This window comes from Streptomyces sp. CLV115, assembly GCF_038448545.1.
GTDB classification, from domain to species: Bacteria; Actinomycetota; Actinomycetes; order Streptomycetales; family Streptomycetaceae; genus Streptomyces; species Streptomyces sanglieri.
Genome location: NZ_JBCEWQ010000145.1, coordinates 1 through 22,094, shown reverse-complemented (window position 1 = coordinate 22,094; position 22,094 = coordinate 1). Strand labels below are relative to the sequence as shown.

Sequence of the window (22,094 nt, the reverse complement as noted above, 5' to 3'; positions counted from 1 at the left end):
GGGCCGGCCGTGCGGGCGGGGCCGGTCACAGGGTGTCCAGCAGGGATGCGGCCAGGTCCCGGGCGCGCCGCATGCGGGTGCCGTCACCTTCGAGACCGGCGCGCACGATGGCCCCTTCGAGCAGGAACGCCAGGTGCTCCGCAACGGACCGGGCCTGCTCGTCGCGGCCGGGCAGCAGTTCGCGGAGGTGGGCGGCGAGCAGACCCTCGACCTGTTCCTTGTGCCGGCGGACCACGGTCCGGCCCTCGTGTCCGGTGGGCAGTTCGGCGGCCGCGTTGAGCAGGCCGCAGCCCCGGAAGCCGTGCTCGTAGGCGAAGTCGGCGTGGTCGGCGTAGGCGTCGAAGACCGCCAGCACGCCCGCCGCCGGTCCCTGCGCGTCGGCCAGCCGCCGCCGGTAGAGGTCGAGCCACTCCTCGTGCCGGGCCTGGAGGTAGGCGCAGACCAGGTCGGCCTTGGAGTCGAAGTTGTTGTAGAGGCTCATCTTCGCGACCCCGGCCTCGGTCGTGATCGTGTCGATGCCGGTCGCCGCCACGCCGTCGGCGTAGAACCGGCGCGCGGCGGCGTCCAGGATCCGCCCGCGCGCCGCCCCGCGCCGCCGCTTCACCGGCTGCCGCTGCTTCTCCTCGGCCCCTGTGTCGCCCATGACTGCCCGCCTCCTTAATTAGGTAGGCCAGTCTACCTAATTTTTATTTGGCGGCGAGAGCGGCCCCCGCACGGTCCGCGCCGAGACCCAGCCGCCGCGCACAGCTCCGGCTCTGCACGACCGCCAGGCCCGCGACCGCCGCCCCGAGCACCAGCCAGCCCGCCGGACCGGCGGCCATCACCACCCCGGTCAGCAGCGGCGGCCCGGCGGACTTCTGGATGGACTGCGACATCCCGGCCACCCCCAGGTACGCGGCACGGGCGTCCTGCGGCGCGAGCAGGACCGCGAGCTCCCAGGAACTCACCGACCGCATCAGCTCCGCCAGCGTGACCAGCAGCGCAGCGGCGAGCAGAACGACCCCGGCCACCCAGGCCCCGCCCCGGGTCGCCACGGCCAGGAAGCCGCAGCAGACGAGCATCAGGACTCCGTGGAGCAGCACCGCCCGGACCACCCGGCGCGGCCCTTCGGCCCGCCTCGACACGCTCAGCTGGAGCACCACGACCAGCACGGTGTTGATGACGAGGAAGGCCGGGACGAGGGCGTGCGGTGCGCAGGTGCGATCCACCAGCCACAGCGGCAGACCGACGGCGAGGATCGAGTCGTCGAGATTCATCGGGATGTCCAGCAGGACGAACCCGAGATAGCCCCGGTCCCGCCACGGACCGCCCCCGCGTACGGAGCCCCGCGCCCCCACGTCCGCGCCCTCACCCTCGCCCCGGGCGGCCGGCGCCGCCCCTCCGGAACGTGCCACCTCGACGGCACCTCCCGACGGCTCGCCCGTACGCCACACCAGCGCCGCGGCGACGACGAACGACAGCGCGTTGCCCAGGATCAGGACGCGGTAGGCGCCCGTGGTCCCCACCACCAGGCCGATCGCCGCGATCCCGGCGCCGACGCCGTAGCCCGCGTTGGCGGCGCTGCGCGACAGCGCCTGGTACGCGGCGCGGCGCTCGCCCGCCGCCCTGGTGGCGAAGAGCATCTCCAGCGTCTTCGCGGCCCGGTCGCCCAAGTAGGTCACGGCGACGACCGGGAGCAGCGCGTCGAAGCCCGTGCACACCAGGACCAGTACGAGCGTCACCAGCCGCAGCAGATGGCAGCCGATCAGCAGCGAGCGCACCGGAAAGCGACCGGCCAGCCGCCCGGCCAGCGGCGATCCGGCGATGCCCGCGACACCGGCCACACCCAGCAGTACGCCGATCTGCTGGGCGCTCAGATGCGTGACGAAGGTGAGGTAGAGGACCGAGGACGCGGCCCAGAGCCCCGAGCCGGTCCGGTCCACGGCCAGGGCGAGCAGCATGATCCGCGCATCGCGGCCACCCGGCGGATTGCGCAGCTGGGCCGACAGACCCTGCCCGCGCTCTTTTCCTGGCGCTTCGCCTCGCCGCATCACGCGCCCCCCTCGGGCAGAGATCTCGAACGGGACGAAGACTGCCGCAAAAACACTCTCGACGTCAAGATACTTGATGACGAGATACCTTTGCCGCACCGGCCGGCCCGAGTGCGCACCGCCCCGCACCTGCCCGTACGGGCGCCCACCGGCCCGCACCGGCCCCGGAACCCGTCCCGGTGCGCTTCGGGGCCGGGGGCGTCACAGTGGAAGGGAGCGGGGAGTACCGGGCGGGGGCTGCCGGAGGAGGTGTCCGGATGGATGTGACCGGCGACAAAGGCGGACGCACGGGCCAGGCGCCCTGCTTCGTCGTACAGATCCATCAGGCGCGGCGCATGCACTTCGACTTCCGGCTGGAGGTCGACGGCGTGCTGAAGTCCTGGGCGGTGCCGTGCGGGCCTTCGGAGAATCCGCGCGTGCGGCGGCTGGCCGTGCCCACCGAGGACCATCCGCTGGAGTACCGCACCTTCGAGGGCGTCATCGCGAAGGGCGAGTACGGCGGCGGCACGGTGATCGTCTGGGACCAGGGCACCTACCGCCCACTCAGTCACGACCGGTGGGGCGCACCCGTACCGTTCGAGCAGTCCCTGGAGGACGGGCACGCGACGTTCTGGCTCGACGGAACCAGGCTGCACGGCGAGTTCGCCCTCACCCGCTTCAAGGGCGGCGACGCCCCGGGCGCAGAGGTGTGGCTGCTGATCAAGGCCAAGGACGGCCGGGCCACCCGGGAAGGCCCCGAAACGCCCGACCCGTACCTCGCCCGCTCGGCCCGCACCGGCCGCACTCTGGCCCAGGTCGCGGCCGAGGAGGGAAGCGGCTCTCCGTGACACTCTTCCCGCACCTCGAAACTTAGGTTAGCCTCACCTAAACTAATGTCGAGGGCGGGGAGGGGCAGCTGTGGGTCACGGCTGGGAGGGCGTTGTCCTCAAGCTCATGCGGGGACGGGACTTCACGTTCACCGTGACCGGTGCCGAGCAGGTCACCGAGGACTTCCGCCGGGTGCATCTCACCGACGGCGGGCTGCTGGCCGCGACCGGCGGCGCGCATCCGACGATGTGGGTCAGGATCTGGTTCGAGCGGGGCGGCAGACCGCATCAGCGCGCCTACACCCTGGTCGACCCCGACCCGGCCGCCGGGACGTTCAGCCTGGAATTCGCCCTGCACGACGGAGCCGCCAGCGATTGGGCGCGCACCGCCGGGCCGGGCGACACGATCGACGCGACCCTTCAGGGCACCGGCTTCGAGCTGCCCGAACCCCGCCCCGAACGGCTCTTCGTGATCGGCGACCGGGCCTCGCTGCCCGCGATCAACTCCCTGCTGGACGCGGTCCCGCAGACCCCCGCCACCATCTGGTTCGAGACGGCGCACGCCTCCGACGAGAAGCTGCCGCTCCGGCTGGACCCGGACCACCACACCCTGCACCGGGTGCCGCGCCGGGACCGGGGCGCCGGACTGGTCGCCGGGGTCAAGGAGTCGCTGCCCGGCCTGCTGGGGTCCGACGCCTCCGACGCGTACGTCTGGATCGCCTGCGACACGGCGACGACCAGGTCCTTGTCCGCGTACGTACGCAAGGACCTGGCCGTCCCCAGGGAGCGGGTGAACGCGCTGGGTTACTGGCGCGCCGGCTGAACCGCCGGACGCCGGATCAGCCCCGGCGCAGCAGTTCCTCGATCAGGTCGGCGGCCCGCGGGGTGCCGCCCTCGGCCCGCGCCTCGGCCCGGAGCAGCGCCGAGCGGCGGGCCACCTCCGGATCGGCGACGAGTTCGGTCAGGGCGGTCCGCAGCGCCTCGCCGGTGGCCTGTTCGGTGTCGATGCGCCGGGCCACGCCCAGTTCGACGAGCCGGTCGGCGTTGTTGAACTGGTCGGCGGCCTGGGGGACGGCGATCATCGGCACACCGGTGAACAGCCCCTCGCTGCTGCCGCCCATCCCGGCGTGGGTGACGAAGGCGTCGGCCTGTTCCAGGATCGCCAACTGGGGCACCCAGGAGTGCACTTCGACGTTGGACGGGATGTCGCCGAGCTCCGCCGGGTCCGTGTACTTCCCGATCTGGAGCACCACGTGCCAGCCGGGCAGGTCGCCGTAGGCGGCCAGGCACCGGCGGTAGAACTCCGGCTGCTTCGTGAACGCCGAGCCCAGCGAGACCAGGAGCACCTTCCCGGCGCCCTCGGGGCGCGTCCAGGTCTCCTTGTCCGTCCGGCCGTCGAAGCAGGGGCCGACGAAGGTGACCGTGCCGGTGTCGACCCGGTCCGCGTTCGGCTGCATCGCCTTCGGGATGAGCGCCAGGGACCTCGCGGGCGGTCCGCAGAAGGTGTCCATGTCGAGGGTGGTCGCCCCGCACCCGGCGAGCCAGTCGGCGAACCTCGCCCGGTAGGCGTCGGCGCCCGGCAGCTGCCACATGGGCGCCGCGACCTCCTCGGCGTAGCCCTCCCAGCCCACGTACGTCGGGGACAGCTGCATGAGGGGACGGCCCTGCGCCTCGCCGAGGGCGCGCGCGGCGTAGGCGCCGATGTCGTACAGATAGAGGTCCGCGGGGTCGTGGTCGTAGACGGCCCGCAGCTGCGGGAGGGCCTGGACCCCTTCGTCGAGGAAGACGCCCATCGCCCCGATGGGGTCCTCGGGCCAGTCGTTGTCGGCGACCGGCAGCACCGAGCCGTAGGGGACGAACTCGGCGCCGGTGGCCTCGATCAGGCCGGCCACCGCCGGGTCGTTGGCGTAGCTCACCCGGTGGCCCCGGGCCACCAGCTCCCGGATGATCTCAAGGCTGGGCAGGACGTGGCTGACGGCGGGGATGCCGATCATCGAGACATGGGCACGGCGACGTGACATGGATGACCACTCGTTTCAGGTCTACGGGGAATGGGACACGACGAACCGGTGCGCCGGCCACGGGACACAACACCGTGGCGCGCACTCGGGTGCGGCGGGGTACTCGCCCCGCCCGCGTGTCAGCCGTAGATCTGATGCATGAAGTACATACCGGGGACCTTAGCCCGGCCCCGGGCCCGTTCGCACGGGGTTTTCCGCCGGGCGGGCCCGAGCGGCCCCGGGGGGTCTTCGATGAATGACCCCGCGACGCCGCAGGCAGGTGCCAGACACCCGCTAGTCCTCCACGACCAGCGCCGGGGTCTCCTTGGTCAGTACCTCGCCGCGGAAGAACGCCGGGCTGCGGCGCCGCATCACCAGCATCAGCACCACGCCGAGCAGCAGCAGTCCGACGCCGATGACGAACACCGAGCCGACCCCGAAGACCGAGGAACCGGAGCCGTAGGCCGGATCCCACATGTCGTAGAGGGTCTTGCCGAAGACCGCGGTGAGCAGGATGCCGCCGACGCCCGGGAACAGGCCCTTGAAGACCAGGTCGCGGAAGGAGCGGGTCAGATCGGCGCGGAAGAACCAGGCGCAGGCGAACGCGGTCAGCGCGTAGTAGAAGCAGATCATGAGGCCGAGCGCGTAGATCGTGTCGACCAGGACGTGCTCGCTGACCAGGGTCATCACCGTGTAGAAGACGCCGGTCGCGACGCCCGCCGTGATCGTGGCCCTCCCCGGGGTACGGAAGCGCGGGTGGACCCGGGCGTACGAGGCGGGCAGGGCCTCGTACGTGGACATCGCGAGCACCGTGCGGGCCACCGGGATGAAGGTGGTCTGCAGGCTCGCCGCGGCCGAGGCGAGCACCGCGACGAAGAGCAGGATGCCGAGGCCGGGGCCCATGACCGGGCCGGCGAGCGCGGCGAAGACGTTGTCGGAGGTGCCGGGGTTGGCGAGGCCGAGCCCGGAGGTGCCGGAGCCGACGGCCATCTGGGCGGCGACACCGGTCGCCAGGTAGGAGCCGACGAGCACGACCATCGCGATGAGGGCGGCCCGCCCGGGGGTCTTCTCGCTGCCGGTGGTCTCCTCGTTGGCGGTCAGACAGGCGTCCCAGCCCCAGAACATGAAGATCGACAGCGACAGACCGGCGGTGAACGCGGCGAACGACTGCACGGCGAACGGGTTCAGCCAGGACCAGGAGAAGTCCAGCGACGAGGCGAACTCCCCGCTCCGCGACTTCTGCACGGCCATCGCCACGAACAGCGCGAGGACCACCAACTGGAGGCCCACCAGCGCGTACTGGAGGCCCTTGGTGGCCGTCATCCCCCGGTAGCTGATCGCCGTGGCGACCGCGATCAGGGCGAGGCAGGTGAGGATGTGGACGGGTTTGTTGTCGTCCAGGGCGGCGATCGAGCCGTTGCCGGTGATCTCGCCGGCCAGCAGCCAGAAGTACGAGGTGGCGACGCCGGCCAGGTTCGACAGGACGATGATCGTCGCGATGACCAGGCCCCAGCCGCACATCCAGCCGATGCGCGGGCCGAACGCCTTGACCGTCCAGGTGAACGAGGTGCCGCAGTCCGGCATGGCCTTGTTGAGCTCGCGGTACGCGAAGGCGACGAGCAGCATCGGCAGGAAGCCGGCCAGGAAGACGGCGGGCATCTGCACGCCGACCTCTCCCGCGGTGGAGCCGAGGGTGGAGGTGAGGCAGTAGACCGGGGCGACGGTGGAGATGCCGATGACGGCGCTGCCCATCAGGCCGACGGAGTTCCCGCCGAGGCCCTTGCCGCGTACGCCGCCGTCGGCCGGGGCGGCGCCCCTCGCCGTGTCTCCGGCCTGCGGCCGCACGTCCAGCTGAGTCATGAAAAGGACGATAAACGCTGCGATTTCCACATCCGGAGGATGAGACTCCGCCGTCTCAGCCTTGAATTCCAGGCAACAATACGGAAAGACCTTGATTAATTGAAGGTCGTTCGCGAGAACTGCCTTTCTATGCGAGGTCGAGGCTCGATCGCAGCACCGTACGGGAATCGCAGCAGTGCCCGTTTTGTGGGGTTTCAAATTTTCCCGCGGGTGTCCGCTCAGCGGACACCCGCGGTCGTGTGCCGGTTCAGCCGGGCCAGACGATCGACTGGAGTTCGCTGTACGCGTGCAGGGCGTACGAGCCGACGTCGCGCCCGACACCGCTCTTCTTGAACCCGCCGAACGGGGCCTCCATGTTCCGCCCGATGGTGTTCACGCCGACCCCGCCGGCCCGCAGCCGCCGGGCCACCCGGAAGGCGCGGGCCACGTCCGAGGACCAGACGTAGTCGATCAGCCCGTAGTCGCTGTCGTTGGCGAGCGCGATGCCCTCCTCCTCGTCGTCGAAGGGCACGACCACGACGACCGGTCCGAAGATCTCCTCGCGGACGACGCGCATCTCGTTGGTGCAGTCGGCGAGGAGGGTGGGGGCGACGTAGAAACCGCGGTCGAGCCCGGCCGGGCGTTCGCCGCCCGTGACCACCCTCGCCCCCTCCTTCCGGCCCAGCTCGACGTACGACTCGACGCGGTCGCGGTGGGCGGCCGAGATGACCGGGCCGACGACCGTGCCCCTGGCCGCCGGGTCACCCACCTTCAGATGTCCGGCGTAGGCGGCGAGCTTCCCGATCAGCGCGTCATGGACATCGCGCTGGACCAGGACCCTGGTCGGGGCCGTACAGATCTGGCCGCTGTAGAAGGAGAACGTGGTGCCGATGCCCGCCGCCGCGGAGTCGAGGTCCGCGTCGTCCAGGACGACCGCGGCGCCCTTCCCGCCCAGCTCCATCAGCTGCCGCTTCATCCCGCGCCCGCACACCTGCGCGATGCGCTGCCCGACCGCCGTGGAGCCGGTGAAGCTGACCATGTCGACGTCCGGGGAGTCGACGGCTGCCTCGCCCGCCTCCGGGCCCGACCCGGTGACCACATTGACGACGCCCGGCGGAACGCCCGCCGCTTCGAGCGCCTCGGCCATCCGGTAGACGGAGAGCGGGTCCTGCGGGGCGGGCTTCACGACGACCGTGTTCCCCATGGCCAGCGCGGGCGCCACCTTGCCGGCCGGGTTGGCCCAGGGGTTGTTGTACGAGGTGATGCAGGTGACGACGCCGACCGGCTGGCGGACGGCCAGCGCCCCGAAGACCCCCGCCCGCCCCATCGGCCCGGCCTCGTTGATCTGCGGCGTGATCGCCTCCTCGACCGGTTCCAGGGCTCCCCTGGCGTACCGGCGGAAGCGGGAGGCGCCCACCGCGACCTGCATCCCCCGGGCCGTCCCCGTGGTGGCGCCGCTCTCCGCGCGGGCGAGCGCGGCGTTGCCGTCGAGGTCGCGCAGCATCAGACCGGCCGCCCGGTCCAGGATCCCGGCGCGCTCCTCGGGGCGGGTCCGGGACCAGGTGGCGAAGGCCTCCCGGGCCGCGGCCGCCGCCGCGTACACCTGCTCGCGGCTCGCCTCCGGGGCGCGGCCGACCACCTCCTCGGTGGCCGGATCGATCACCTCGTAGTGGCCGTGGTCGGGCTCGGTCCACCGGCCCCCGATGAGCAGTTTCCGGTCCCCGTTCATACGGTGCTCACCGTCCGGGTGTCGCGGCCGGAACGGAGCACCGTGCCGGGGACCGCACCGGTCACCTTGTCGTCGCGCAGCGTCTCCACCCCGTTGACCCGGACCGAGACGATGCCGATGGCCCGGGAGTCGAGCCGGGGGCTGTCGCCGGGCAGGTCGTGGACGAGGGTGGCGGGACCGGCGTCGATGCGTTCCGGGTCGAAGAGGACGAGGTCGGCGTGGAAGCCCTCCTCGATCCGGCCACGCTCGCGGAGGCCGAAGAGCCGGGCGGGGTCGTCGGTGAGCATCTTCACCGCCCGCTCCAGAGTGACGAGCTTCCGTCCGCGCAGGCAGTCCCCGATGAACCGGGTGGTGTACGGGGCACCGCACATCCGGTCCAGGTGCGCGCCCGCGTCGGAGCCGCCGAGCATGACGTCCTCGTGCTCCCAGGTCTCCCGGCGCAGCGCCCAGGAGGCGGGGTCGTTGTCGGTGGGCATCGGCCACAGCACGGTGCGCAGCTCGTCGGCGGCGCAGATCTCGACCAGGCAGTGGAAGGGTTCGAGTCCGCGTTCGGCGGCGATGTCGCGCACGACGCGGCCGGTCAGTCCTTCGTTGGCCGCGCTGTAGGTGTCGCCGATGACGTACCGGCCGAAGTCGGCGAGGCGGCGGAAGACGCCGGCCTCCTTGCTGTCGGCGCGGCGGAGCATCTCGGCGCGGGTGCCGGCGTCGCGGAGCCGTTCGATGCGCTCGGGGACGGGGAGGGCGAGGATGTCGCCCCAGCCGGGTATGAGGTTGAGGGCGCAGAAGGTGCCGAGCGACATGTTCATCGGGGTGAGGATCGGCATGGTCAGCGCGACGATCCGGCCTCCGGCCCGGCGGGCGCGTTCGCTGGGTACGAGCTGGCGCGGTACGCGTTCGGGGACGGCGGCGTCGATGGTGAGGACGTTCCAGTTCAGCGGGCGTCCGGCGGTGGCGGTCATGTCGACGAGCAGCTCGATCTCCTCGTCGGCGAACCGGTCGAGGCAGCCGGCCACGATCGCTTCGAGCTGGGTGCCCTCGTGCTCGCCGACGGCCCGGGAGAGGGCGAGGAGCTCCTCGGGCAGTGCGTGCCGGGAGGCGACGGGCTGCCCGTCGCCGTCGGAGTGGGTGGCGGACTGGGTGGTGGACAGCCCCCAGGCCCCGGCGTCCATCGCGTCGTGGAACAGCGCGAGCATCGCGTCGAGCTGCTCGGGCGTGGGCTGTCCGCCGATCGCGTCGGCGCCCATGACGTGCCTGCGCAGCGCGCAGTGCCCGACCATGAACCCGGCGTTGACGGCGATCCGCCCTTCGAGGGCGTCGAGGTACTCGCGGAAGCTGGACCAGCTCCAGTCCACGCCCTCCTCCAGCGCCTTGAGTGCCATGCCCTCCACCCGCGACATCATGCGGCGGGTGTAGTCGGCGTCCTCGGGGCGCCCGGGGTGCAGCGGGGCGAGGGTGAACCCGCAGTTGCCGCCGGCGACGGTGGTGACGCCGTGGTTCATGGACGGGGTGGCGTACGGGTCCCAGAAGAGCTGGGCGTCGTAGTGGGTGTGCGGGTCGACGAACCCGGGCGCGAGGACGAGGCCGGTGGCGTCCTCGGTGGTGACGGCCTCCTCGGTGAGCGTGCCCGGTTCGGCGACGACGGCGATGCGGCCGTCGCGGATGCCGAGGTCGGCGGGGTACGAGGGCCCGCCGGTGCCGTCCACGACGGTCGCTCCGCGGATGAGGTGGTCGAGCATGACGGGGATCCCTTCCGTGGTGGGTGGATGTGCAGCCGGGGTGCGCACGGCCGCGGTACGCACCCCGGCTGCACGGAGCGGCGGTCCGGGAAGACGCCGCTGGTCCGATCAGGCCCCTCCGGTGGCCGGGGAGCGGGGGTCCGGGGCAGTGCCCCCGGCGTCCACTACGCCGCGTCGCGGAACCGTGAGGTCCGGTGCACCGGGTCCGTGTCGATCTTCGGGATCACGTGCTCACCGATCAGCCTGATCGAGTTCAGCGTGTCCTGACGGCTCACCCCGATCGGCAGCCCGAAGCTCAGCTGGTCCGCCCCCGCCTGCTCCCACCGCCTGCACTGCGCCAGCACCTCGTCCGGGTCGCCGCAGATCATCAGCTCCTCGGCGATCAGCAGCTCGATGATCTCCTCGGTGTACTCCGGGAGCAGCTCGGGCCACTCCGGGATGCCGTCGGGCCGGGGGAAGGTGTCGTGGTAGCGGAAGAGCAGCGACTGGAGGTAGTTCAGCCCGCCGCCCACCGCGATCTCGACGGCCTTGGCGTGCGTCTCGGCGCAGATGGCCGTGGAGGTGACCATGACGTTGTCGTTGACGAAGTCCCCGACGGGTTCGGCGTCCTTGACGGCCGTCTTGTAGGACTCGACGACCCACTCCATGTCGGAGACCTTCTGCACGCTGAAGCCCAGCACGCCGAGCCCCTTCTTCCCCGCCATCGCGTACGAGGACGGCGAGCCGGCCGCGTACCACATCGCCGGGTGCGACTTCCCGTACGGCTTGGGCAGGATCTTGCGCGGCGGCAGCGACCAGTGCTTGCCCTGGAAGCCGACGTACTCGTCCTGGAGCCACATCTTGGGGAACTCGGCGATGGTCTCTTCCCAGATTTCCTTGGTGTGGTTCATGTCGGTGATGCCCGGCATGAACCCGAGGATCTCGTGGCTGCCGGCCCCGCGCCCCGAGCCGAACTCGAAGCGCCCCTCCGACAGGTGGTCGAGCATGGCGACCTTCTCGGCCACCTTCACCGGGTGGTTGACCGGGGCCAGCGGGTTGAAGATGCCGGATCCGAGGTGGATGCGGTCGGTGGCGTGGGCCAGGTATCCCAGGTACACGTCGTTGGCCGAGATGTGCGAGTACTCCTCCAGGAAGTGGTGCTCGGAGGCCCAGGCGTACTTGAAGCCGGACTTGTCCGCCTGGATGACGTACTCGGTCTCCTCGATCAGCGCCTTGTGCTCTGCCCCGGGGTCGACCTTGGCCCGTGCGGCGGGCACATACCCCTGTACAAAGAGCCCGAATTCCAAGGTGGTTCACCGTCCTCAATCGTTTCTGACACTCCGTCAGATCTTGATGCGTCCGACTGTTCCACCGGCACCGTTACCCGTCAATAGCTGACGCATCGTCAGCTCGGCTCAGAACAGGCTGACGCCCGCCAGCCAACCCCCGTCGATGACGAACGGCTGTCCGGTGATGTACGAGGAGTCCTCCGAGCTCAGGAAGAGCGCCAGCGCCGCCACCTCCTCCGGCCGCCCGATCCGCCCCAGCGGCACCAGCTTCCGGTACAGCTCGGCCACCGCGGCCCTGGACTCCTCCGGGTCCGCGGCCGGGTCCAGCGCCGCCGGGTTGGTCATCGCGGTGTCCACGGCGCCGGGGCAGACGGCGTTGACCCGTATCCCCTTCCCGGCCAGCTCCACCGCCGCCACCCGGGTCAGGCCGAGCACCGCGTGCTTGGTGGCGGCGTAGGCGCCCACGAACGCCATGCCGGTCAGCCCGGTGTACGAGGCGGTGTTGACGATGGTCCCGCCGCCCGCGGCCTCGATCTCCGGCGCGACGTTCTTGATCCCGAGGAACGCGCCCACCTGATTGACCTGCACCACCTGCTGGAACTCCTCCAGCGGCGTGCTCACCAGCTCGTTGAACCGGAGGATCCCCGCGTTGTTGACCAGCCCGTCGATCCGGCCGAAGGCGTCCTTCGCGGCGGCGACCGCGCCCTGCCAGTCCTCCTCCCGACTCACGTCCAGGTGGACGAAGCGGGCGGCGTCCTTCCCCAGCTCGCCCCGCAGCTCCTCGGCCAGCGCCTCGCCCTGCTCGTCGAGCACATCGGCGATCACCACCCGCGCGCCCTGTGCGGCGAAGAGCCGCGCCTCCTGCTCGCCCTGCCCGCGCGCCGCGCCGCTGATGAGTACGGTCCGCCCGTCCAGCTTGCCCATGGCCTGACTCCTACCTGTCGAGATGGGGTGCGACCTCGGCGGCGAACGCCGCCATCTGGTCGGTCAGTTCGCTGCGGCTCCGGCTGCGGAACCGCACCTGGATCTGGTGGACGCCCATGGCCGCGTACGCGCGCAGCGACTCCGCGAGGGCCTCCGGCTTCCCGGTGAGGGTGCGCCGCCCGACGGACCAGTCCGGCTCACCGACGTACAGCGGCTCGGTGATCGCGCCGACGACGATCGGCGCCTCGACCCCGGCCGCCTCCCGCAGCTCCTTCAGCCGGGCGATCTGCGCGGGCAGCTTCTCCCTCGGGTCGCCCTGCGGCAGCCAGCCGTCGCCCCGTACGGCCGCCCGGCGCACCGCGGCCGGCGAGGAGCCGCCCACCCAGACCGGCACCCGCTCCTGGGCCGGGCGCGGCAGCTGCCCGAGCCCGGAGAAGGCGAACCGCTCCCCCGCGAACTCCGGGTACTCCTCGGGTCCGAGCGCCGCCTTCAGCGCGTCGATGGTCTCGTCGAGCACCCCGCCCCGCCCGTCGAAGTCCGCCCCGAGCGCCTCGAACTCCTCCGTCACGTGCCCGGCGCCGACCCCGAGGATCAGCCGGCCGCCGCTGAGGTGGTCGAGGGTGGCGTACTGCTTGGCGGTGGCCAGCGGATGCCGCAGGCCGACGACGGCGACATGGCTCATCAGCAGGACCCGCTCGGTGATCCCGGCGAGGTGGGCGAGCGTGGCGACCGGGTCGTACCAGACGGTGCCCATGACCCCGGCGAGCCTGCGCGGGATCGCGACGTGGTCGCAGCTCGCCAGGTAGGCGAAGCCGGTACGGTCGGCGGTGCGGGCGATCTCGGCGAGATCGGCCGGACCGGCCGCCGCCTCCCACCCCTCGGCATAGATGGTGCTCTGCGACTGGATCGGCAGCTGCATCCCGTACGACAGCGGCCCGGTGGTCGATATCGGCACCGTACGGCCTCCTCCCGAGCTGATCTGACACACCGTCACATGACGGCGCGCGGGGCCATCGTCGTACCTGACGCGGCATCAGACAAGAGGCGGGGAGGGGCTGCCCGGCAGCGGGTGCTGTCGGACCCGCGCCCGCAGCGCAACCGGGGCCGTGTCGACGTGTGGGTGCCGTACGACGAGGCCGGGGCCCGGACGGCCGCGGCGGTCGCCCGGGCCCCGGTACCGGAAGCCGCCCTCGATCTCGATCCGGGTCGGGGGCTCGCTGCCGCCGTGGCAGTGCACGTCGTCGCACTCCCCGGTCCGGCGCGGCCGGAGGCGGTCGCCCACCCGCGAGGCGCGCGGCGCCACGCCGACACGGCGGAGCGCCGACCCCGGCGGTCCGACCGGCCGGACCGACAGGTGAAATGGGGTGTCTGCCCCGGTCGATAGGATTCCGGGGCCCGCACCTGCGGTCCGTGAAGCGATCACCTTCACGACCAGTGGTGCGGGGCTGTGGATTCACCTGCGAGAGCCCATAGGACGGTCCGCGGTCGCGGGCCGTCCGTGACCAGTGGAGTTCGAACAATATGAGACCTCGACGTCTGCGCCCCTACGTGTGCATAGGCAGCCTCCTCGCAGTCGGCCTCCTGGCCGGCTGCTCCTCGTCGGACGGGAAGGACGAGCCGACGCGTTCGGAACCGTCGTCCGACCGGCCCGCGCACGCGAGCGACGGCCCGAAGGAGTCGTCCCCGGCCTTCGCCACCCCGGCCGAGTGCGACGGACTCCAGCTCAAGGGCGGTACGACCCTCGCTGGTTCGGCCCTGTCGAAGTGTCTGGTGGCCGCCCTGAAGGCGTACGGATCGGGGACCGAGTCCGTGCAGTCGGGGGACGAGTCGGGGACCTCGCGGTTCATCTTCGGGGACGAGCCCGCGCTGGCCGGCTCGATGTCGGGGCCGGAGGGGGAGAAGGCGTACGTCTTCAAGGGCGAGGACGAGTGGATCAAGACACCGGGGCTCGGCAAGTGGGTCAAGGGGGACAAGAACAGCAGTGACCCGCAGGAGCAGATCGTGGCCGCCACGGGGAAGCTCTACCGAGGGCTCGCCGATCCGGAGATGACGGCCCAGATGATCGCGTCGGCGCCGGAGTGGACCGTCGAGCAGGAGCGACCCGTGATCTCCCTGGAGAACGGGGAGGACGTCACGGCGTGGCGGATCGTGAACAAGAAGCCGTACACGTTCCTGGGCGCGGCCGTGCGGGAGCACATTCTCTGGTTCGGGGACGACTTCACGCCCTACGGCGGCCAGGCCGAGTCCCAGGCGGGCGGCGTGATGAGCACGACCACGCAGCACTTCTACGACCTGGGCAAGCCGGTGACGATCGAGGCGCCCGAGTAGGCCGGTAGGCCCGCGGACCTGTCACATACCGCGTTCCGGGCCCCGGCGTCCGGGGCCCGGAACGCGGGCGGACAGGCTCCTACAGCGGGACGACGACGAGGGCCGTGTCGTCATCGGCGCCCGCCGCCGGCAGCAGGTCCGCCGACAGGGCGTCGGCGAGCGCCTCGGCCCCGCCCCCCGCCCCGTGGTGGCGGGTCAGGGCGGCGGCGAGCCGGGAGAGGCCGGTGTCGATGTCCTCGTTCCGGCGCTCGATCAGGCCGTCGGTGTAGAGCACGAGGAAGGCGCCCTCGGTGAAGGGCACCGTCGCCTGCGGCCAGGGCCCCGGTTCACAGCGGGCGCCCAGCGGCGGATCGGTGGCCCGGTCCAGGAACTCCACGGTGCCGTCGCCCCGCAGCAGGGCCGGCGGCAGATGACCGGCGACGCTGTACGTGATGCGGCGGGTGCCCCAGTCGATGAGCGCGCTGGCCACCGTCGTGTTCTCGGCCCCCACCACGGAGTCGGCGTACAGCTCCAGGATCTCCAGAGCGCGGGCCGGGCCACCGCAGGAGCGGGAGGCGGCACTGAGGGCGCTGCGCAACTGCCCCATGACGGTGGCCGCCGACAGTCCGTGACCGACCACGTCGCCCACCGCTACCCCGAGGCGCCCGTCCGGCAGCTCCACCAGGTCGTACCAGTCGCCGCCCACCTCCAGCGCCCGGACGGCCGGCCGGTAGCGCACGGCCACCGGGTGATGTCCGACCGTACGCGGGGCGGGCAGCATCGCCTCCTGGAGGCTGAGCGCGACCGCGCGGGCCTGGATCAGCTCGGTCACCTCCGCCACCCGGTGCAGCAGCAGCGCGACCCGGCCGTCCGCGCCGGGGACGGGAATGTTGGTCATGCTCCAGAAGCGTTCCTCCACCGCCCTGGGCCGGACGGTGGCGGTGACGTCGTCCGGCGGGTCGAACCGCTGAAGCTCCATGGTCTCGGCCCGGCCGGTCCGCACGACCCGGCGCAGGGACTCCCCGATGTTGCGCGCCACGGCCGCGTTGGGATGGTTCGGCCGGTCGGCGTAGTCGTCGGGCATGTAGTGGCCGATGACATCCGCACGGCTGCGGTTCACCACGCGCAGCCACTCCTCGTTGACGTCCGCGAAGTACAGCTCCGGGGTCAGGAGGGCCACCGCCCCCGGAAGCGCCTGGAACACCGCTCGGTAATCGATCTCTGGTTGCTTCATGACTGTCCCGCCTGGACACGGTGAGATCCCACCTACACCATGTCGGATTTACCCGGCGCCCGCCTCCGGATGCCGCCGCGCCGGTCCGGATCGGTCGCACAGCGTGACGCGGTACGACGGCGGGGCGTCACACCCCGATGAGGCGCACCGTCTCCGCCCACCGGTCGGCCTCCGGGGTTCAGACAGCCGGGCGGCCGCCGGTGTCGTGGTCGGCGTCGCCCTCGTCGTCGTCCCCGCCGGTCGCCGCGCTCTCGGGGGCCCGCGCACTCCCCGGCGCCGCCCCGCCCTCTTCCTCCTCCTCGCCGTCCTCGTCCCCCTGTTCGTCCGGCGCGGCCTGGACGCCCACGCCCTGTGAGGCCGACACGTTCTGGTCGATGGCGCCCCCGCCGCCGTCGTGGTCGCTGCCCGCCGTGCCCTTGCTCAGGGGGCCCAGCACATTGAGCGTCCGGTCCACCTCCAGCCAGGAGTCGGCGTTGGAGTTGTCGATGGTGACCAGGGACGGGCCGTGGTGCGTCTCCATTCCGCCGTCGGGGGCGTCCGCCCAGGCCGCTCCGGCGGCCAACTGGCCCTGGCAGAGCGCTCCGAGGACGACCACCAGGGCCGCGCGCGTCTTCGACGAGGTGAATCCCATGTTCCCGCTCTTCCTTCTCGCTTCGTGCCTGTGGTGCACAGGACGCCGGAACCCCGGGGTGCGCGGTGACGCACCATCGGGGCCCGGCATTCGGACGTTCGGTGACCGGCCGGGCCGACCGCACCCGGCGCGACGTCCGGATCAGACGGTCACGGACGCACGGGTGGAGTGGTGCCTGCTGATGTTCTTCTCCAGCAGTTCCGTCGAACGCTGCACCCCGATCCCCTCGGAGGGCACGAACTCGGGAAGCCGCCCGTCCGACCGCTTGAGATCCGTCAGCGCGCTGTCGATGGCCGCGTGCGCGGCGAAGAGACAGGGCGTGCTGTAGATGGCCACCTGGCAGTCCAGCTCGGTGAGTTCGGAGAGCGAGAGCCTGGGCGACTTGCCGCCCGCGATCTGGTTGAAGAGCAGCGGCTTGTCACCGACCACCTCCCGGATCCGCTTGATCCACTCGACGCTGCGCACCCCGTCGACCAGGACGACATCGGCGTCCGTCGAGGCCAGCGCCTCCGCGCGGCGCAGGATGTCCGACTCCTCCGTGGCGTCCGTGCGGGCCACGACCACCAGGTCCCGCCTGCTCTCCAGTACGAGGTTGAGCTTCTCCAGGTACTCCTCCAGCGGCAGCACCTGCTTGCCGTCCGCGTGGCCGCACCTGCGCGGGCGCTTCTGGTCCTCCAGGATCACGCCGGAGGCGCCGATCCGCTCCAGCCGCTGCACCACGTGGCAGGCCACCTCGGGGTCGACATAGCCGTCGTCGATGTCCACCAGCAGGTGGTGGGCGGGGAAGGCCAGCCGCAGCCGCTCCACGAAGGCCACCATGTCCGGCCAGGCGATGAAGCCGATGTCGGGGAGCCCGTAGTGGGAGGCGGCGAAGCCGAAGCCGGACACGAAGAACCCTTCGTAGTGCCGGGCCACGACGGAGGCCGAGTACATGTCGTAGATACCGATGAGCGGAGTCGTTCCCGGGGACCGGACTTCGTCCCTCAGCGCAGTTCCGTAACTCACAGCGTCTCTCCTTGACCAATGGATGAACGGATGTCGAGCGATGTCGTCCCGGGTGCTGCGGGCTCCGTCGGCGCCGGGCCCTGGAGCCGCTGATGCCGCAGGTGCGGAAGCACCACGCGCGGACTCACCCGCCGACAGAGGCGGCGGTATTCCGACCGTGCGGGACGTAAGAAAACTGCCCTCTTGCGAAGACTCGTATATCTATACAACCGTGACTGTGTCTTTACTTCGGGACGTGCCGCTTTTTACCTTGCGTGCGACACCTCCCGGGTGTACGCCGGGGGCTTGTTACGGGCGCACGGAATCCGGTGGACGCTTCCTTTCGGATCATCCGAAACAACAACTCGGGAAAGCGCCGAATGCCTTGCACATGCGCTGCGTTGACGCTCCGCGGGGCCGCCGGAGCGGCAGCGGCTCAGGACGCCTTCCGGAATTTCTTCGGGCCGCTTGCGCAGTAACGTTCCCCCCGGGGGAACGCCGACGGCGGATCCATCGGTCGAACTGTTCGAGCGGATACCTCACATAATTCTCCTGCCGTCCCGTGATCGCCTCGGGCGTCGGACCGGTCCGTCCGAACTCCCGCCACGGCACCGCCGCTTCTCCGCGTCGCTCGGAACCGCGGCACTCGACGAGGACAACATGAAGCTGCTGCAGCAGAAGATCTCTGCTGCAGCAGCGGCCGGGGCCACCCCGGTCCCCGTGCGGGTTCGGGACGGCCCCCTCAGAACTGTTCAGGTCACGCAGAGGCGGGAATGCAGACCGCGTACGACTGGACGGTCTGCGCGCCGGCACCACTGTTGTACGCAGAGACGTGCCAGGTGTTGGTCGCGGTGTCCGGGTAGCTCGCGGTCCAGTGGATCTCCTCGTTCTGCAGCTGGTTCACGGCGCCTCCCCCGGTCAGCACGGTCCCGGCAGGGCAAGCAGCAATGATGTTCTCGACGCTGCCGCCGGCGGGAATGAGCGTGGCTGCGCTGGTAGCGGTCTGGGACGCACCGACAGACCCGGTCGGACCGGTGGCACCCGTCGGGCCGGTCGGACCTGTCGGACCGGTCGCGCCATCAAGGCCATCGGCACCGGTCGCACCCGTCGCGCCCGTCGCACCCGTCGCACCATCAAAGCCATCGGCACCGGTCGCACCCGTCGGACCCGTCGGACCCGTCGCACCATCAAGGCCATCGGCACCGGTCGGACCCGTCGCACCGGTCGCACCATCAAGGCCATCGGCACCGGTCGCACCCGTCGGACCCGTCGCGCCATCGAAGCCATCGGCACCGGTCGCACCCGTCGGACCCGTCGGACCCGTCGGACCGGTCGCACCATCGAAGCCATCGGCACCGGTCGCACCCGTCGGACCCGTCGCACCCGTCGCACCATCGAAGCCATCGGCACCGGTCGCACCCGTCGGACCCGTCGCGCCATCGAAGCCATCGGCACCGGTCGCACCCGTCGCACCCGTCGGACCCGTCGGACCGGTCGCACCATCGAAGCCATCGGCACCGGTCGCACCCGTCGGACCCGTCGCGCCATCGAAGCCATCGGCACCGGTCGCACCCGTCGCACCCGTCGGACCCGTCGGACCCGTCGGACCGGTCGCACCATCGAAGCCATCGGCACCGGTCGCACCCGTCGGACCCGTCGCACCCGTCGCACCATCGAAGCCATCGGCACCGGTCGCACCCGTCGGACCCGTCGCACCCGTCGCACCGGTCGCACCATCGAGGCCATCGGCACCGGTCGCACCCGTCGGACCCTGCAGACCCGTCGCACCCGTCGGACCGGTCGGACCGGTCGCGCCATCAAGGCCATCGGCACCGGTCGCACCCGTCGCACCCGTCGCACCCGTCGGACCGGTGGGCCCAGTCGGACCGGTGGCACCGGTCCCCGGGTAGTCGTCGCAGAACGGCACCGCGGTCTGTGTCGAGATGTAGCGGGCGCTCATCCAGCCGCTGCCGTTGGACAGCAGGTACCACAGGTTGTTGCCATCGACATTCTGACCGGTCACCTTGCAGGCGATGGACACGTGGCCGCCGGACGGCACGCTGCCCACGATGGCCGACTGAGTGGTGGGAGCGCTGCGGATGTTCTGAGAGGTGCGGGAGATGACCGTCCCGGACACGCTGGCGAGCACTCGGCCGGCCATCACTCGGTTGGATGCCTGGGTACTCGCGGGGTTCGGCGTCCCGTGAGCAACGCTCATCGGACACAGTGCCAGAGTCATGCCCAGCGACATGGCGCCCAGTGTGGAGCGAGACAGAATGTCCCAACTTCTCGATTTGTACATCTCGGTTCCTAACCGCTTCTGCAGGGATTGGAGCCGTGAATTTGACAGCCGGGGCAAGTGATCGGCATATGCGCCGCGCGGCGATCTGCCGTTTGAGCGTGGACCGCACCTCTTGTGGGTGAGGCCGGCACAACCATCTGCCCCTATTCTCAATGTAATTGGATCTATTGGCTATTTCGGCGGACTGTGTCGGACAACTGGGGGAACCCGGGTGCGGCTCCGAGCAGGCCGCCCCGGATACACCGCGTCGCGTCCCGTGCGCTCACTTCCGGTACAGCGCCTCGATCGCCGCCTCGAAGTCCCGCGCGATGGCGTCCCGCTTCAGCTTCAGCGAGGGCGTCAGATGGCCGCTCTCCTCGGTGAAGTCCACGGGCAGGACGGCGAATTTGCGGATCGACTCCGCGCGGGAGACCAGCCGGTTGGCCTCGTCGACGGCGCGTTGCAGCGCGGTGCGCAGCTCCTCGTCGTCGACGAGTTCGCGCATCGGCACGTTCTGCTTCTTCTTCATCTGCCGCCAGTGGGCGAGCCCGTCGGGCTCCAGGGTGATCAGGGCGGTGATGAAGGAGCGGTTGTCGCCGACCACCATGCACTGGCTGACCAGGGGGTGGGCGCGCAGCCAGTCCTCCAGGGGCGCCGGGGTGACGTTCTTGCCGCCGGAGGTGATGATGATGTCCTTCTTGCGGCCGGTGATCGTGAGGTAGCCGTCCTCGTCGAGCGCGCCCAGGTCTCCGGTGGCGAACCAGCCGCCCTCCTGCACGGGCACCGGCCGGCCCTGTTCGGCGTCCCAGTAGCCCTGGCACACCTGACCGCCGCTGAGCAGTACCTCGCCGTCGTCCGCGATCCGCACGGCGGTGCCGGGCAGCGGCCAGCCGACGGTGCCCAGGCGCGGCTTGAGCGGCGGGGTGACGGTGGCGGCAGCGGTGGTCTCGGTGAGGCCGTAGCCCTCGAAGATCTCGATGCCCGCGCCCGCGTAGAACGCCGCGAGCCGGTGGCCCAGCGGGGAGCCGCCGCAGATCGCGTACCGGACGTGGCCGCCGAGCGCGGCCCGGATCCGGCGGTAGACCAGCGGGTCGTACAGCGCGCGGGCGGCCCGCAGGCCCAGCCCCGGACCGGGGCCGGTGCCGTGTTCGGCGGCCTCGACGGCCTCCCCGTACCGCTGGGCGATCCGCGCGGCGCGGTCGAACGACGAGGCGCGGCCCATCTTCTCGGCGGTGGCGCGGCCGGTGTTGTAGACCTTCTCCAGCACGTACGGGATGGCCAGCAGGAACGTCGGCCCGAACCCCGCCAGGTCGGCGAGCAGGTCCTCGGTCCGTATGGACGGGGCGTGGCCGAGGCGGACCCGGGCACGCAGGCAGCCGATCGCGACCATCCGCCCGAAGACATGGGAGAGCGGGAGGAAGAGCAGGGTGGAGGCGGGATCCTTGCTGACCGACTTGAAGACCGGGTGGAGCAGCTCGATCGCGTTGTCGACCTCGGCGAAGAAGTTGCCGTGGCTGAGCACACAGCCCTTGGGGCGGCCGGTGGTGCCGGAGGTGTAGATGAGGGTGGCGGGGGTCTCCGGCTCCAGCGTGGCGCGGCGGGCGGCGACGGTGTCGTCGGAGACGTGCCGGCCGAGGGTCTTCAGCCGGCCGAGCGCACCCGTGTCGAACTGCCACAGATGGGCGAGACCGCCGAGCTGTTTGCGCTCCTGACTGATCAGCCGGCCCTGGTCCGCGGTCTCGACGGCGCACGCGACGGCGCCGGAGTCCTGGAGGATCCAGCGGGTCTGGAAGGCGGAGGAGGTCGGGTAGATGGGGACGGTGACGAGCCCGGCGGCCCAGGCCGCGAAGTCGAGCAGGGTCCACTCGTAGGTGGTACGGGCCATGATCGCGATCCGGTCGCCGACACCGAGGCCCTCCGCGATGAGCCCCTTGGCGACGGCGAGCACCTCGTCGGCGAAGTCCGCCGCGTTCACGTCCCGCCAGTCGCCGTCCGGCTGCTTGCGGCTGAGCACGGCGTCGGCGGGGGCCTCGCGGGCGTTGTCGAACGGGATCTCGGCGAGCGAGCCCCGACGCACGGGCGGCGCGGCCGGTGGTACGGAGACCTGTCGCACCGAGCCGTCGGCGGCCCTGGTTTTCGTCGGCTCGACGAGGGTGGGGACGGCGGCAGTGGCGGGGGCGGTGGATGGCGTGGACACGTGCGGCTCCTCAACGTGGGGTCGGGTGATCTCGCCGGGTCCGTCCGGCGGCCGGTGCGTATGAGGCGTCATGGGCGTCGGAGGCGTCGGAGGCGCCAAAGGTGTGGCGGGCGCCGGGGGGCGGGGGA

At 71.3% G+C, this 22,094-nt stretch carries 17 protein-coding genes; 3 read left to right on the top strand and 14 right to left on the bottom strand.

The genetic code is table 11. From position 1 onward, the window contains the following. Positions 1 to 25 precede the first annotated feature (25 nt). Both AADR41_RS33545 and AADR41_RS33540 read right to left on the bottom strand, forming a co-directional pair. The gene (locus AADR41_RS33545) at positions 26 to 643 is read right to left on the bottom strand and encodes a TetR/AcrR family transcriptional regulator (RefSeq protein ID WP_342285544.1); all 618 of its coding nucleotides are present in this window, start codon (positions 641 to 643) and stop codon (positions 26 to 28) included. A gap of 43 nt (positions 644 to 686) precedes the next feature. Further along, positions 687 to 2,030, bottom strand: a complete 1,344-nt coding sequence (locus tag AADR41_RS33540; RefSeq protein WP_342285543.1) for an MFS transporter — start codon at positions 2,028 to 2,030, stop codon at positions 687 to 689. A 257-nt stretch (positions 2,031 to 2,287) separates the two neighbouring features. Here AADR41_RS33540 and AADR41_RS33535 point away from each other — a divergent pair, with 257 nt between their 5' ends. Both AADR41_RS33535 and AADR41_RS33530 read left to right on the top strand, forming a co-directional pair. Beyond that, a complete protein-coding gene (locus AADR41_RS33535; protein ID WP_342285542.1) occupies positions 2,288 to 2,857 on the top strand; it encodes a DNA polymerase ligase N-terminal domain-containing protein in 570 nt (189 codons plus the stop codon). 70 nt (positions 2,858 to 2,927) lie between these two features. After that, on the top strand, positions 2,928 to 3,659 hold the full coding sequence (locus tag AADR41_RS33530; RefSeq protein ID WP_342285541.1) for a siderophore-interacting protein: 732 nt from the start codon (positions 2,928 to 2,930) through the stop codon (positions 3,657 to 3,659). A 16-nt stretch (positions 3,660 to 3,675) separates the two neighbouring features. On the opposite strand, the gene AADR41_RS33525 is transcribed toward AADR41_RS33530, so the two are convergent. From AADR41_RS33525 to AADR41_RS33495, 7 genes are all read right to left on the bottom strand, one after another. Further along, positions 3,676 to 4,857: a macrolide family glycosyltransferase gene (locus AADR41_RS33525; RefSeq protein WP_342285540.1), complete on the bottom strand. Its 1,182-nt coding sequence runs from the start codon at positions 4,855 to 4,857 to the stop codon at positions 3,676 to 3,678. A 273-nt stretch (positions 4,858 to 5,130) separates the two neighbouring features. Continuing rightward, positions 5,131 to 6,696: an APC family permease gene (locus AADR41_RS33520; RefSeq protein WP_342285539.1), complete on the bottom strand. Its 1,566-nt coding sequence runs from the start codon at positions 6,694 to 6,696 to the stop codon at positions 5,131 to 5,133. Between the two features lie 247 nt (positions 6,697 to 6,943). After that, complete coding sequence (locus AADR41_RS33515; RefSeq protein WP_342285538.1) at positions 6,944 to 8,404, bottom strand: aldehyde dehydrogenase family protein; 1,461 nt, start codon at positions 8,402 to 8,404, stop codon at positions 6,944 to 6,946. After that, positions 8,401 to 10,140 carry an N-acyl-D-amino-acid deacylase family protein gene (locus AADR41_RS33510; protein ID WP_342285537.1) on the bottom strand — a complete coding sequence of 580 codons (1,740 nt, stop codon included), beginning with the start codon at positions 10,138 to 10,140 and terminating at the stop codon, positions 8,401 to 8,403. The genes AADR41_RS33515 and AADR41_RS33510 overlap by 4 nt, the downstream gene beginning before the upstream one ends. 164 nt (positions 10,141 to 10,304) lie before the next feature. Then, on the bottom strand, positions 10,305 to 11,426 hold the full coding sequence (locus AADR41_RS33505) for an LLM class flavin-dependent oxidoreductase (RefSeq protein ID WP_342285536.1): 1,122 nt from the start codon (positions 11,424 to 11,426) through the stop codon (positions 10,305 to 10,307). 108 nt (positions 11,427 to 11,534) lie between these two features. Beyond that, a complete protein-coding gene (locus tag AADR41_RS33500; protein WP_342285535.1) occupies positions 11,535 to 12,332 on the bottom strand; it encodes an SDR family NAD(P)-dependent oxidoreductase in 798 nt (265 codons plus the stop codon). A gap of 10 nt (positions 12,333 to 12,342) precedes the next feature. After that, a complete protein-coding gene (locus tag AADR41_RS33495) occupies positions 12,343 to 13,287 on the bottom strand; it encodes an LLM class F420-dependent oxidoreductase (protein ID WP_342285534.1) in 945 nt (314 codons plus the stop codon). Between the two features lie 566 nt (positions 13,288 to 13,853). Here AADR41_RS33495 and AADR41_RS33490 point away from each other — a divergent pair. After that, positions 13,854 to 14,660 carry a hypothetical protein gene (locus AADR41_RS33490; protein ID WP_342285533.1) on the top strand — a complete coding sequence of 269 codons (807 nt, stop codon included), beginning with the start codon at positions 13,854 to 13,856 and terminating at the stop codon, positions 14,658 to 14,660. Positions 14,661 to 14,739: 79 nt separating this feature from the next. On the opposite strand, the gene AADR41_RS33485 is transcribed toward AADR41_RS33490, so the two are convergent. The 5 genes from AADR41_RS33485 to AADR41_RS33465 all read right to left on the bottom strand — a co-directional run bounded on the left by AADR41_RS33485 (position 14,740) and on the right by AADR41_RS33465 (position 21,966). After that, entirely contained in the window at positions 14,740 to 15,873 is a 1,134-nt protein-coding gene (locus tag AADR41_RS33485) for a PP2C family protein-serine/threonine phosphatase (protein WP_342285532.1), read from the bottom strand. Positions 15,874 to 16,051: 178 nt separating this feature from the next. Further along, the gene (locus AADR41_RS33480; protein ID WP_342285531.1) at positions 16,052 to 16,504 is read right to left on the bottom strand and encodes a hypothetical protein; all 453 of its coding nucleotides are present in this window, start codon (positions 16,502 to 16,504) and stop codon (positions 16,052 to 16,054) included. Between the two features lie 141 nt (positions 16,505 to 16,645). After that, positions 16,646 to 17,509, bottom strand: coding sequence for an isocitrate lyase/PEP mutase family protein (locus AADR41_RS33475; protein WP_342285530.1), 864 nt, complete (start codon positions 17,507 to 17,509; stop codon positions 16,646 to 16,648). Between the two features lie 736 nt (positions 17,510 to 18,245). Then, on the bottom strand, positions 18,246 to 19,739 hold the full coding sequence (locus tag AADR41_RS33470; RefSeq protein WP_342285529.1) for an SH3 domain-containing protein: 1,494 nt from the start codon (positions 19,737 to 19,739) through the stop codon (positions 18,246 to 18,248). A 313-nt stretch (positions 19,740 to 20,052) separates the two neighbouring features. Next, a complete protein-coding gene (locus tag AADR41_RS33465) occupies positions 20,053 to 21,966 on the bottom strand; it encodes an AMP-dependent synthetase/ligase (RefSeq protein WP_342285527.1) in 1,914 nt (637 codons plus the stop codon). Between the last annotated feature and the right edge of the window lie 128 nt (positions 21,967 to 22,094).

Excerpts from the sequence above, each read along its gene's own strand:
- AADR41_RS33480 (WP_342285531.1), bottom strand. The coding sequence starts at position 16,504 with ATGGGATTCACCTCGTCGAAGACGCGCGCGGCCCTGGTGGTCGTCCTC.
- AADR41_RS33510 (WP_342285537.1), bottom strand. The coding sequence starts at position 10,140 with ATGCTCGACCACCTCATCCGCGGAGCGACCGTCGTGGACGGCACCGGC.
- AADR41_RS33520 (WP_342285539.1), bottom strand. The coding sequence starts at position 6,696 with ATGACTCAGCTGGACGTGCGGCCGCAGGCCGGAGACACGGCGAGGGGC.
- AADR41_RS33525 (WP_342285540.1), bottom strand. The coding sequence starts at position 4,857 with ATGTCACGTCGCCGTGCCCATGTCTCGATGATCGGCATCCCCGCCGTC.
- AADR41_RS33490 (WP_342285533.1), top strand. The coding sequence starts at position 13,854 with ATGAGACCTCGACGTCTGCGCCCCTACGTGTGCATAGGCAGCCTCCTC.
- AADR41_RS33500 (WP_342285535.1), bottom strand. The coding sequence starts at position 12,332 with ATGGGCAAGCTGGACGGGCGGACCGTACTCATCAGCGGCGCGGCGCGC.
- AADR41_RS33470 (WP_342285529.1), bottom strand. The coding sequence starts at position 19,739 with ATGTCGCTGGGCATGACTCTGGCACTGTGTCCGATGAGCGTTGCTCAC.
- AADR41_RS33535 (WP_342285542.1), top strand. The coding sequence starts at position 2,288 with ATGGATGTGACCGGCGACAAAGGCGGACGCACGGGCCAGGCGCCCTGC.
- AADR41_RS33515 (WP_342285538.1), bottom strand. The coding sequence starts at position 8,404 with ATGAACGGGGACCGGAAACTGCTCATCGGGGGCCGGTGGACCGAGCCC.
- AADR41_RS33485 (WP_342285532.1), bottom strand. The coding sequence starts at position 15,873 with ATGAAGCAACCAGAGATCGATTACCGAGCGGTGTTCCAGGCGCTTCCG.
- AADR41_RS33545 (WP_342285544.1), bottom strand. The coding sequence starts at position 643 with ATGGGCGACACAGGGGCCGAGGAGAAGCAGCGGCAGCCGGTGAAGCGG.
- AADR41_RS33540 (WP_342285543.1), bottom strand. The coding sequence starts at position 2,030 with ATGCGGCGAGGCGAAGCGCCAGGAAAAGAGCGCGGGCAGGGTCTGTCG.